The organism is Pseudomonas sp. RT4P38, from assembly GCF_054897765.1.
The window spans coordinates 5,898,148-5,909,912 of record NZ_CM142703.1 but is presented as its reverse complement, the minus strand read 5'-3'; the positions used below and the strand labels follow the sequence as shown (position 1 = coordinate 5,909,912).

The window sequence follows — 11,765 nt, the reverse complement described above, 5'->3', positions numbered from 1 at the left end:
TCCGCAATACGTGTAGGACTGCTCCCCTTGTGGCGAGGGGGCGCTCCCGCGGGAATTCGAAGCCCCACCAATCCTGACGCCCCATTCCCACAAACACACCGTACCGTCCGACTTACGACGGCTGCGCCGCCGAACGGGAGCAAGCTCCCTCGCCACAGTGACGTGCTCGGTCCTACACCTCGGTTGCAGTCGCTAAAACCGCCGCTTATAGTTCGCTCCGTCGCTGACATCAGTCGGCGACAGGGTTTCGCAGCCCTACGGCACAAGTAGCTCTCCTTTTAGATACGAGGACGATTTACTTATGACAATGAACAACCCGCCACGCCGCTTCACCCCCATGTCCAATTCGCCACCGACTACCCCGTCCTGCTCATCGACAGCGACGCCCCGCTACGCGAACTCCACAACTGCGTCAGCGAACGCCTCAATGCCGTCCTCAAATACTTGCATCTGATGGCCTGCACCAGCCTGCCGGACTACGCCGAGAACGATATCAACACCGTCACAAACATTGCCCGGATCATGGTCCAGGATATAAGCGATGTATTTCGGGTGATTGAGCAGCGCGGATTTGAAACGCCCGAAAATCAGTAGCCAATTTTCAGCCATAAAAAAACCCGCATTTTTGCGGGTTTCTTAACGCGTTACGACATCACCGGCGCCGTATACGTCAGCGTCGTCCCCAGCGCCCACAGCGCCCACAGCGCCCACAGCGCCCACAGCAGAAACAGCACCAGCGGTGTGTGCACCAGCAGTTGCACGAACGAAAACCCGATCAAGTCCCGCGCCTTCAACCCGAGCACTCCCAGCAACGGCAGCATGTAGAACGGGTTGATCAGGTTCGGCAGGGCTTCGGCAGCGTTGTAGATCTGCACGGCCCAGCCCAGGTGGTAGTTCAGGTCGGTGGCCACTTGCATGACGTACGGCGCTTCGATGATCCACTTGCCCCCGCCGGACGGGATGAAGAAACCGAGGATCGCTGAGTACACGCCCATCAGCAGCGCGTAGGTGTCGTGGGACGCGATTTGTACGAAAAACGTCGAGATGTGGTGAGCCAGCGTCTGAGCGTCAGTGCCTTTGACGGTGGTCATCAGCGCGGCGATTGAGCCGTACAACGGGAACTGAATCAGTACGCCAGTGGTGGTCGGTACCGCGCGGGACACCGCGTCAAGGAAGCTGCGCGGGCGCCAGTGCAGCAGGGCGCCGAGCATGATGAACAGGAAGTTGTTGGTGTCCAGCCCGGAAATCGGTCCTTTTTTGTGACCAGGTTTTGCGAGGCTGAGACGTTGGTCTAACGGGTTGTCCGTTGGCGCGTTTGCGTAGACCATGGGCGCCTTGGTTTTTTGCCTATGCCAGAGTTCTTTTCATGACTGCCAATACCGATTCGCGCCCGGCGCCGTTCAACCGTTCGGACTACAAGACCCTGGGCCTTGCGGCGTTAGGTGGCGCGCTGGAAATCTACGATTTCATCATTTTCGTATTTTTCGCGCTGACCCTCAGCCAGCTGTTCTTCCCGCCGGAAATGCCGGAATGGCTGCGCCTGCTGCAAAGCTTCGGGATCTTCGCCACCGGTTATCTGGCGCGGCCGTTGGGCGGCATTCTCATGGCGCATTTCGCCGACCGATTGGGCCGCAAGAAGGTCTTCAGCCTGAGCATCCTGATGATGGCGCTGCCGTGCCTGTTGATCGGCATCATGCCGACCTACGCCCAGATCGGCTATTTCGCACCGCTGCTGCTGTTGGCCCTGCGAATCCTCCAGGGCGCGGCGGTGGGTGGTGAAGTACCGAGCGCCTGGGTGTTTGTCGCCGAGCATGCACCGGCCGGGCATCGCGGTTATGCCCTCGGTTTCCTGCAGGCCGGGTTGACCTTTGGTTACCTGATCGGCGCCCTGACGGCGACGTTTCTGGCTCAGGCCTTCACCCCGGCAGAAATCCTTGATTCCGCTTGGCGTTACCCGTTCCTGCTGGGCGGCGTGTTCGGCGTAATCGGCGTCTGGCTGCGCCGCTGGCTCAGCGAAACCCCGGTGTTTATGGCCATGCAGGCCCAACGCGATGCAGCCGTCGAGCTGCCGCTGCGCACGGTCTTGCGTGAGCATCGTCTGGCCATGTTGCCGGCGATGATCCTCACCTGCGTACTGACCTCGGCGGTGGTGGTGTTCGTGGTGATCACCCCGACCATGATGCAGAAAACCTTCGGCATGACCGCCAGCCACACCTTCGCCTTGAGTGCCTTGGGCATTGTTTTTCTGAACATTGGCTGCGTACTCGCCGGGCTGCTGGTCGACCGCATTGGCGCCTGGCGCACGGTGATGCTCTATAGCCTGCTGCTGCCACTGGGCATCGGCGTGCTCTATACCTGCCTGATCATCGGTGGCAACTGGATCGGCCTGGCGTACGCGGTGGCCGGTCTCAGTTGTGGGGTGGTCGGCGCGGTGCCGTCGGTGATGGTCAGCCTGTTCCCGGCGCGGATTCGTGTCTCGGGAATTTCCTTCACTTACAACATCGCTTACGCCGCCTGGGCGAGTATCACACCGTTGTTGCTGATCGGTCTGATGCCGTGGAGCCCATGGATCTGCGTGATCTTTTGCGCGGTGATGGGGGCTGTGGGGATCTGCAGCGCAGCGTATTTCGGCGCGCGCATGCCCAATGTCGGTAGCCGCCGCGTGGCTCCCTGCGCTCAGTGACAGTCAGCGTGTTTCGGTCACTTTTTCAAAAAAAAACGCGCCGTTCGGATAAGTACGCCCCCAAGTTTCGCTGAGTACAACAAGCGCCACTGGTTGAATTTTCATGCCTGTCGGCCGGGTCGTTAACCAGGCACCAGATCTGATTGGTCAGGGGCAATCGGTCGCATGCTGCGCGATGGCTGGTTGTACGTCATCGACAGCGTGACCGGTCACCTGCACGAATATCAGGTACTCAACGGACTGGTAAGCGCCTTGCTGCACAAGGGGGCCAAGGTCGACAGTGATCGGCGCACGCCCATCGAAGAGCGTCCGGCACTGGTGTTTTCAAGGCGCAGCACCCTGCACGTGACCTTCGCCGAAGTGCAATGGACAGCGGCCAAATGCGTGCAAGTGCTCGACAGCCGCGAGGAACGCGAACAGCGGGTAAAAAAATGGGCACGCCAACGAGGTTGGGTGCCCATTTTTTCATGCCTGACGAATCAGCTGACTCGATTTTGTTGCTTGGCGAAAATCGCCGCCATCTCGGGTTCATCCAGATGATCCAATGCTCGCTCCACTAACAAATGCACCCCGTCGGCCATGCGGCTGAGCGCCAGGGCTACGGAGCGGCGTGAGCCGTCCGCATCGTCGGCGAGTCTCGCGGCAATGGCGCTGATGGACAGCAAATCTTCCGAGGCATTGGCGAGAAGGGTTTCAGGGTGGATGCCCGAGCAGACGCTGAAGAGCTGGCCGTTGCGTTTTGGTGGTTTGGGGTCGGCTGGCGGGAAGTGATGGTCGAGGGCGCGCTCGGCGGCTTCGTTGAGTTTGTTTGAATCAGGTTCGTATGGGGAGACCGGATCGGTATCCGGTGGGTTTGGTGTGACCTTGAACATATTCAATTCTCCAACAACGTGGAGTCGTCACCGAATCGCTGCTAAACGCAGGGTGGCAGCTGTGCGCAGGTTAGCAGACCGGTGGAGACGAATCCGGCGCGCCCGAGGGCGCCCTGCGCACAGCTACCATAAAGTGCAGGCATGAAATGACCTGACTGTCTGGATGCAGATGCGCTTCGTCAAGACGGGCTGCTAAACCCGATCACTGATGGGCAGTGACAGGAACCAAGTTACCGACCGCCCCCAAGGCGCACAAGCCGGCGGATTCTGGCGTAGCCGTAGGCAACGGCGCAAGGTGTTGTAGCTTGCAGGAAGTAACCTTGGGGCGTTTTAAACAAGCGCTGTCGAGCGGTGTTTAACTATCGGAAATGTTGGCAAGTAACGATATTCGACAACCATTCGGCTTAACGGAAGCGTCCTACGCTAAATATCGATTCGTCTGACTGCGCGAATTGGTAGATCCACGCAAAGTCCCGTGCCTACAAATAGACACAGGGACATGTGGATGCTCAGCGATGCCAAGCAGGTCGATTTCAAACTCGACATTGAAGGTTTTCCCCACGACCTTCAGGTCCTCGAATTTCGCGCCAAGGAAAGGCTCAACCAACCTTACGAAGTCAAACTCGAACTGGTCAGCGAACGCCCCAACCTGGACCTCGAGTCTCTGCTGCATCGCCCGGCTTTTCTGCGCTTCGGTCCTGACAACTCCGGCCTTCACGGGCAGATCTATGGCGTCGCCCAAAGGCGATTCAGGCAAACGCCTGACCCGATATCAGATGACCCTGGTGCCCCAACTCGCCTACCTCACCCACTGCCATAACCAGCGTATTTTTCAACACCTGAGCGTGCCGCAAATCATTGCAAAAGTACTGAAAGACCAAGGCATGCAGTCCGATGCCTGGCGCTTCCAACTGAGCGCCGAGTACCGGCCACGGCTCTATTGCGTGCAGTACGAGGCTGATCTGCATTTCCTGCAAAGGTTGTGCGAGGAAGAAGGTCTGCACTTTCATTTTGAGCACAGCGCTGATGGGCATGTGCTGGTGTTCGGCGACGATCAAACCAGTTTCTCGCAACCCTCCCGGTCAACCGCGTACAGGCCAGGCAGTGGCATGGTCGCCGAAGCGCCGGTGATTGACCGTTTCAAGCTGCGACTGGAAACCCGCCCGACCCACGTCAGCCGTCGTGATTACGACTTCGAGAAACCGCGCCTGCAGCTCGACAGCGAGACTAAAAGTCCGCTGCTGCCCCACCTTGAGGACTATGCCTTCCCAGGGCAGTTCACCCATCGTGAACGCGGTAAACATCTGGCCAATCGGGCACTCGAACGCCACCGTGCCGATTACCAGCAAGCCGAAGGGCGCAGCGATCAGTGCGCCATGCGCTGCGGCCATTTCGTCGACATGTCCAAACACCCCCGCGCTGACTGGAATGGCCTGTGGCTTCTGACTGAAGTCGAACATGTTGGCCTGCAACCCCAAGTGCTTGAGGAGTCGATCACCGATGCCAGTCCGCAGGACGGTTTCAGTCAGGGCTACCGTAACCACTTCATCGCGACACCTTGGGACGTCCTATTCAGGCCGGCTCTTGAACACGCCAAGCCGCGAATAACGGGCAACCAGCATGCCATCGTCACAGGCCCGCACGGCGAAGAGATCTACTGCGACGAATACGGTCGGGTCAAGGTTCAACTGCCGTGGGACCGAGAGGGTCAGCACAACGAACAATCGAGCTGCTGGCTTCGGGTCGCTACCGGTTGGGCCCATGACCGCTATGGCGGCGTGCTGATCCCGCGGGTCGGCATGGAAGTGCTGGTGGGATTCACCGACGGCGACCCCGACAAACCCTTCGTCCTTGGCTGTATGCCCAACGCCTCAACCCCCGTGCCACTGGATCTGCCGGCTGAGCACACCCGCAGCATTTTCCGTAGCCAGAGCAGCCCCGGTGGTGGCGGCTACAACGAGTTGCGCATCGAGGACAGACAAGGCACCGAGGAAATTGCCCTGCGTGCCCAGCGCGATTTCGTCCAACTCGTGCTCAATGATGAACGCATTCAAGTCGATAACCAACGCACCGTGGTGGTCGGCGGTATCGCCAGCCATGACCTGCGTGGCGAAGAACAGCACCTGACCCACGGCAACCGCCTGACGGAACTCAAACAGGACGATCATCTGTTGGTTCACGGCGACCGCCACGTCCGAACCACCAATCACCTGCTCAATGCCACCCACCAAATTCACCTGGGCGCCGGGCAGCAAGTCGTCATCGATGGCGGAGCGCGCCTGTCAGTCCAGGCTGGCGGTCACTGGCTGACGCTGGGGCCGGAAGGCATTTTCAGCAGCGTACCGATTCTAGTGGGCGGCGCCCCGACCGTGGGTCTACCAGCCGAGCCTCTGATGCCGGGAGCCTTGCCCCTGCTGAAAGTGACGTTCGATGCGGTCCAGCAACGCCATGCGTTGATTTCAACCCGCGCCTCGCGCTGCCTGATTTGTGAGGCCGCCCAAGCATGAACCTCTCGACCTCTCTGCCTGAAAACCTGCCCTGGAGCGAGCAACAGGCTTTCCTGTTGCTGGACGGCGCGACCTTGAGCAATTTGCCGGAGCGCTTGAAACAACTGGACCCCGGTGCGAGCTCCGTTGCGCTGTATGACTGTGCGCCGTTCACTGCGCTGCGGGATATCTCACCGCTGCTGGTGGCGATCGAACAACCTGACGAACCGATTTTTCAGTTCTATCTGCAACAGGCGCACGAAGAGTGGGGCGTGATGCTGTTCAGCACCGCTCCTGCGCATGACGTCGCCCAACACTTACGCAAACTGCTGACCGTTGAATTGCCCGAAGGTCTGCCGGTGGTCCTGCGCCTGGCCGATGCGGCAGTGGCGCAGGCACTGTTTGGCAGCGGCGATCAGCGATTGTTTGGGCCTCTGTCCTGTGTGGTAACCGCCGACGGTGTCGAGGTTAATTGGCAACAGCACCAACCCCGGCTGGCCGAGTGCCCTGAATTGCTAACGCCCTATCGCCTGAGCGCAGAACAGAATTCGGCGCTGGACCATGCTGATCGGCGTCGCGTATTGCTCGAACTCGACGCTCATCTGCTCAGGCACTTCCCCGAACTCCTTCGCGGCGAAAGCGTGTCTGAACGTTGGCCAATGCTCGAACAACTGGAGGCCGAAGCCAGCGCCCTGGGCCTGGATGCCCCGTCCGGGCTGCTCTATTACGCCAATGTCATGGCCCGGCTGGACGGATCTCCCCTAGGCCAGCATCCCGAAATCAATCGATTGCTGCATAACCCCTCCCTGCAACCCATCGGCGAGCGCATCGTACTGGCCGCTGACCTGGCCCGCCAATGGGCAAATGAACGAGGTCGTCCATGAACAAGCCACACCCTGCCGACCTCGCGGCGGCCGCCGCGTCCAAATCTCCCATCGGCTCTCTGGGTGCCTGCCCCTTGCGCCAAACCCACGTGCAGTTGTTGCCCTTGTGTTATGGGCTGGTGGAAAAGCCCCTCGACCCGAGTGCCGAACTGAAGCTGCCGTATACCCTGACGACCCGCCCGCTGGGCATTCGCATGCTGCGCGATGGCTGGTTGTACGTCATCGACAGCGTGACCGGCCATCTGCACGAGTATCAAGTACTTAACGGACTGGTCAGCGCCTTGCTGCACAAGGGCGCCAAGGTTGCCGACGATCAGCGCACGCCCATCGAAGAGCGTCCTGCACTGGTGTTTTCAAGACGCAGCACCCTGCATGTGAGCTTCGCCGAAGTGCAGTGGACGGCGGTCAAATGCACGCAAGTGCTCGACAGCTCCAACGAACGCGAACACTTCATGCAGGCCGTCGACCTCGGCCCGGTGCATTGCCAAACCGGTGGCGCGAACTTGCTGACGGTCGCGCAAGGCAAGCAGTGGCTGGCGGAGATCGCTACGGTACCGGTCCAGCAGGCCCACGCCGCGCAAGACCGCGCTGAACAGGAAACCGAGTCGCCACCGGACGCCGTTCTATTGCCGCCGGTGCACGTCAGCGATGCCCCCGCGCACGAACGTGAACCGTATCTGTGGGAACAGCCTCGGCGCTTTCGCGAGGCGCACATTGGCGAGTTTCTCGGGCGGGTGCGCCCGGCTTATCAGGACGACACCCTGTTTCTCGTGGTCCACGACGACCTCGGCGTATTGCGTGATCTGGCCGAATATCAGGACACCGTGGTCGGCTGGGTCGACGACTGGAGCAATGCCGACCATAACGAACGCGATTACCTGTTGGCCTGTTTTATCGAGTCCCTGAGCCAGCTCAGTCCTGCGGATATCGGCAACCTGGCCGAGGCCAGCAACGATCCGTCGGTCCAGGTGCTTTTTGGCGATCTGGAACAGTTGCCCGAACCGGATCGGGAACACACCCGCAAAGCCTTGCTCGACTACCTGAACAAGGGCGGCAAGGTCGAGCCTACGGGCGTACCGGTGCCACCGGAACTGGAGCAGTTGCGCAAAGAAGCCCATGCCGAAGCGTTCAAATTCGCCAAGTACCAGGGCGCCGCACCCGACTTCACCGCCCACAGCCGCGCCAGTGACGAGGCAGACCGCCGTTACTACGCTCGCCAACATTTCAAGGTTGCCCCCGACGATTTCGTCGAACGTCACCTCGATACCTTGATAAAACTCGGCCAAGAGCAAAACAAACGCATCATCGATGTGCTCGAAGGTTCCAGCTTCAGTGGCAAACGCGGGGTCAACGATTTCATCGACCGCCCCGCCATGGACGCGGCGCTGTTTCAGCATCGCGACGACCTTGGCCGCTGGAACCGCTTGCTCGAACGCATCACCGCTGACCGTACGATGATGGTATGTGCCGGTCGCTACCATCGTTCGGCCTGGTACTACGACGCGCAGGATCAACAGCAACTCCACCAGGCCTTCACCGCCGAATACGCCTGCCTCAAGGACATCTGCCGCAGTGACCACGCCAGCGAAACCCTCCTCGGTTATCTGGAGAAACACCCCGAACTGACCCGGCCACTGTTCTACACCTTGCCCCTGCGTCTTCAGCCAGAACGGGCCGCGCAATACGCCACGTTGTTCAACGCCGGCATGGGGGTGTTCAACAACCTGCCGCACTGGTTGGGCGAGCTGCAGAAAATCGAACAAGCGCACCTGCCAGCCCTCGACGACCTGCCCGAGCATACCCGCGCTGTCGCGGACGCGGCCCAGCACAGCCTCAGCCCGGCGCTGAACCTGGGCCTGAGCCGGGCGCTGGAAGGGTTCGACCTGTCGGCAGAGAAAATCCCCGACCTAGACGAGCTGTTCAGTCGTCTGCCCAAAGCCTTGTCGGGGCGGATACTCGATGCGGCAAAAACCACCGGCGTGACCTTTACTGTCGCCAGCCCGGCGGAACATGCGGCGCTGCAAACCAACCTCAAGGAACTGCTCAGGGAGCGCGACTACCTGAAAACCCTGACCCGCGAACGCAACCAGCTCACCCACAACAAAAACCGCCAGGGGCACAAGACGCCACGGGCGGTGGAGTTGCAGGGCGAGATCGTGCGAGTACGCGGGCAGTTGACGCAACTTGAAGGCCGGTTGGCTGGGGCGCTGAGCCCGATTGCGGAGCTGCCGGATCAGTCGGCGCGCCTGTACGGCGCGACGCCGGCTCGGGCGGGGGTGACGGTGGTGTTTCCGCCGGCGCAGCAGTTGGAGGTGCGGAGTTTGTTGAAGGATATTCGGCTGGGGGTTCAGAGTGTGCCGAATGCGAAGTTGATTCGGAGCGAGGGGATGGGGTTGTTGGTGTTTTTGGTGCAGGGGGTGAATTTGGTTTCGGTGTATCGAGAGATGCAGAGCCAATCCGGTAACAAGCGAACATGGGCTCCCTTGGCCAATGCATTGGCGGCTACTGGTGCCGCCGGGTTTACTGCGGCGCAAAGTCTCGCCGATACAGCGCTGAAAGCTCGCAGCGCTGCACTCGTCGCGGGGCTTCAACACCATGCGTTGCTGAATGTACATGTGCAAATGGGCAAGCTGCATGTTGGACTGGGTTTCTTTACCTTCCTTTTTGGTTTTGCATCTTCAATGGTCAGCCTCGTCAACCACCACCAGAACTGGCAGCAGGCGACACGTAGTGGGAATGCTGCTGCGCAGAATAGTGCAGCGCTCGCGACAGCGGGGGGGGCCGGCATGACGACCGTCAATGCAAATGGCTTAGGTCGTACCTTACACGCGGGCTATACCGTAGCGATTGCTAGAAACGCTGCAGCAAGAACGGCTGCTTGGGCCGCTGCGGGGACAAGGCTATCCACCGTATTTTTCCGGTTCAATCTGGCCGGTGCCCTGTTCACCATTTTGGAGTTGGGCGGCACCTGGCTTTACAACCGCTACAACATCAGTGCCCATGATAAATGGCTGAAAACCACACCCTGGAGCTTGGACACAGATCATCGCGGAAACCATACCCTGGATGAGTATCAGCGCTATCTGGGCTATTTGCTGAACGCCCCGTACGCGCAACTTGGCCCGAATGAGCATGACTCGTGGCTGAAAAACTTGCTGCTAAAAGCCAAGCCCAGCGACATTCACTTGGTGTTGCCAAGGCTCAAGCTCAGCGATTTCCAGCCACCGTTGAGCGGTCAACCGGCTCATCGCCTTGGGATCGGCGCCCACCGCATTGCCGTTCCTCTCCACAGTCGTGGCGCACCCCGAGAACGCAAGGACATCATCAGTGAGGAAGTGGCGAACAGCCTGCGCATCGTACAAACAGGAGCAGATCGGTTGGTGCTGTGTCTGCAGTACCCGCTGGACCCTGACGCCGAATTTACCCCAGCATCCGAAACGCTGGAACTGGCCGTCTGCATACAGACCTTGAACGCCAAGGGGGTGTGGGAATCGTTGACTGACGTTATTCACCTCAACCCGCGCGGTAAGGGCCATTTCCCTGCGTTGCCCCGTCAATCCGTTACCGAGCATCCACCGTTGTTGCTGGTTGAAACCCATCTGCTGGAGCTGGCCGACCATGCCCACCAAGATTGATATGCCTCTGCCTTCCCCGCACCTTGAGCAATCCCGCAAAGCCGGCGATGTCGAGCCGTTTCCCAGTGGGAGAATCACCTATCTCGCGCCGTTGCCATTGCCGACAGCGCTGCCGCCGCATGGCCCGCATATCGGGGAACTAAATGAGGTGTACATGGACTTTGGGTTGGGATCGCCTCAAGTGTTTATGTGGCAGATAACACTGGGCGGGCCATTCAGCGGCGCGTTCATGATTGCATTTCTGTTCCCACTAGTTGGCGGCTTCCTTGGACTAGTACTTGGATATGGTTGGGAAGATATTTCGGACTCCATACAAGGGATCTTCCATGCGTCCTACCCGCTAGCCATGCAAACTGGCTTTTGGACCCTGCTCATCGGCCTCGGCGTCTGGCACCACAACCATAAAAAACGTCTCCAAATCATCCCCACCCGCTTCAACCGCCAACGCCGCGAAGTCTGCTTCATGCCCGAAGACGCCACCGACCCCGTCTTCGTTCCCTGGGAATCCCTCTCCGCCTGGGTCATCGAAGCCCAAGGCGCCACCCAATACGGCATCCACCGCCAATACGGCATGGGCATCGGTTTCCAGCACGGCGAGATCCTGACCAGCGTCGAATTCCCCTGCGCCGGCCTGCCCATTGCCATCAGCCACTGGGAAGCCATCCGCGGCTACATGGAATACGAAATCCACGACCTCAAATCCATCCAGGACCCGCAAGACCTGCAAGGCCCCGACGATCCACCCCACGAAGGCCTGCACACCTTCCGCAACGCCCGTGCGCGCATGCACCAACAAATCCGCGATGGTCAGCGCGGTCGGGTGTCCGGCTTTTTCTGGTACCTGTACCACGTGATGACGCTGTGGACGATTCCCAACCACCTGACCGAATGGGAAGTCCGCCGACTTCAGAAAATGGCCCCGCACGCCTTGCCCGAGGTCATGCGCCAATGGTCGGAACCGCTGCCGAAGGAACAATGGGCGAAGCCGAGCGAAGAACTGCTGCGCCTGAGCGATCAGGTCCGACAGCTGCATAAACGCCAACCTCGCCGACCGATTACCGAGATCTTTGCTGAAGTGCAGCGCTTGAATCCGACCGACAAACGTCGCGCATGAGCATTTCCCCCATGAGCTCAGGACGCAAATCAAGGCTATCCCGATTTCCGAGCGTGTTCAGGACTGGGCTGGCGACACGACGCGCATCAAG

At 59.9% G+C, this 11,765-nt stretch carries 6 protein-coding genes and 3 pseudogenes; 7 read left to right on the top strand and 2 right to left on the bottom strand.

Annotated features, from left to right (window positions below; all coding sequences use genetic code 11):
* Window positions 1-301: 301 nt before the first annotated feature.
* A pseudogene (locus tag ACYZT7_RS27465) lies at window positions 302-594 on the top strand (fructose-bisphosphate aldolase).
* 50 nt (window positions 595-644) lie between these two features.
* Here the strand turns inward: ACYZT7_RS27465 and ACYZT7_RS27460 are convergent.
* Window positions 645-1,247: pseudogene (locus ACYZT7_RS27460) on the bottom strand (TIGR00366 family protein); the annotation flags it as partial.
* A gap of 119 nt (window positions 1,248-1,366) precedes the next feature.
* Between ACYZT7_RS27460 and ACYZT7_RS27455 the strand changes: the two are divergent.
* Together ACYZT7_RS27455 and ACYZT7_RS27450 are read left to right on the top strand one after the other, a co-directional pair.
* Window positions 1,367-2,683 (top strand): MFS transporter, encoded by a 1,317-nt coding sequence (locus ACYZT7_RS27455; RefSeq protein WP_462038964.1) that lies wholly within the window; start codon window positions 1,367-1,369, stop codon window positions 2,681-2,683.
* A gap of 165 nt (window positions 2,684-2,848) precedes the next feature.
* Window positions 2,849-3,223 (top strand): toxin VasX, encoded by a 375-nt coding sequence (locus ACYZT7_RS27450; RefSeq protein WP_462038963.1) that lies wholly within the window; start codon window positions 2,849-2,851, stop codon window positions 3,221-3,223.
* Here ACYZT7_RS27450 and ACYZT7_RS27445 read toward each other — a convergent pair.
* Entirely contained in the window at window positions 3,163-3,555 is a 393-nt protein-coding gene (locus ACYZT7_RS27445; RefSeq protein WP_462038962.1) for a DUF6124 family protein, read from the bottom strand. The two genes, ACYZT7_RS27450 and ACYZT7_RS27445, sit on opposite strands and share 61 nt — an antisense overlap.
* Before the next feature lie 505 nt (window positions 3,556-4,060).
* Here ACYZT7_RS27445 and ACYZT7_RS27440 point away from each other — a divergent pair.
* The 4 genes and pseudogenes from ACYZT7_RS27440 (at window position 4,061) to ACYZT7_RS27425 (ending at window position 11,674) form a co-directional block, all read left to right on the top strand.
* Window positions 4,061-6,062: pseudogene (locus ACYZT7_RS27440) on the top strand (type VI secretion system Vgr family protein).
* Complete coding sequence (locus ACYZT7_RS27435) at window positions 6,059-6,925, top strand: DUF4123 domain-containing protein (protein WP_462038961.1); 867 nt, start codon at window positions 6,059-6,061, stop codon at window positions 6,923-6,925. The pseudogene ACYZT7_RS27440 and the gene ACYZT7_RS27435 overlap by 4 nt, the downstream one beginning before the upstream one ends.
* The gene (locus ACYZT7_RS27430) at window positions 6,922-10,560 is read left to right on the top strand and encodes a toxin VasX (RefSeq protein WP_462038960.1); all 3,639 of its coding nucleotides are present in this window, start codon (window positions 6,922-6,924) and stop codon (window positions 10,558-10,560) included. The genes ACYZT7_RS27435 and ACYZT7_RS27430 overlap by 4 nt, the downstream gene beginning before the upstream one ends.
* Window positions 10,544-11,674: a hypothetical protein gene (locus ACYZT7_RS27425; RefSeq protein WP_462038959.1), complete on the top strand. Its 1,131-nt coding sequence runs from the start codon at window positions 10,544-10,546 to the stop codon at window positions 11,672-11,674. Before ACYZT7_RS27430 ends, ACYZT7_RS27425 begins: the two co-directional genes overlap by 17 nt.
* Window positions 11,675-11,765: the final 91 nt, after the last annotated feature.

What these genes read in the sequence shown, in the direction of transcription:
- ACYZT7_RS27455 (WP_462038964.1), top strand. Translation starts at nt 1,367, where the DNA reads ATGACTGCCAATACCGATTCGCGCCCGGCGCCGTTCAACCGTTCGGAC.
- ACYZT7_RS27450 (WP_462038963.1), top strand. Translation starts at nt 2,849, where the DNA reads ATGCTGCGCGATGGCTGGTTGTACGTCATCGACAGCGTGACCGGTCAC.
- ACYZT7_RS27445 (WP_462038962.1), bottom strand. Translation starts at nt 3,555, where the DNA reads ATGTTCAAGGTCACACCAAACCCACCGGATACCGATCCGGTCTCCCCA.
- ACYZT7_RS27435 (WP_462038961.1), top strand. Translation starts at nt 6,059, where the DNA reads ATGAACCTCTCGACCTCTCTGCCTGAAAACCTGCCCTGGAGCGAGCAA.
- ACYZT7_RS27430 (WP_462038960.1), top strand. Translation starts at nt 6,922, where the DNA reads ATGAACAAGCCACACCCTGCCGACCTCGCGGCGGCCGCCGCGTCCAAA.
- ACYZT7_RS27425 (WP_462038959.1), top strand. Translation starts at nt 10,544, where the DNA reads ATGCCCACCAAGATTGATATGCCTCTGCCTTCCCCGCACCTTGAGCAA.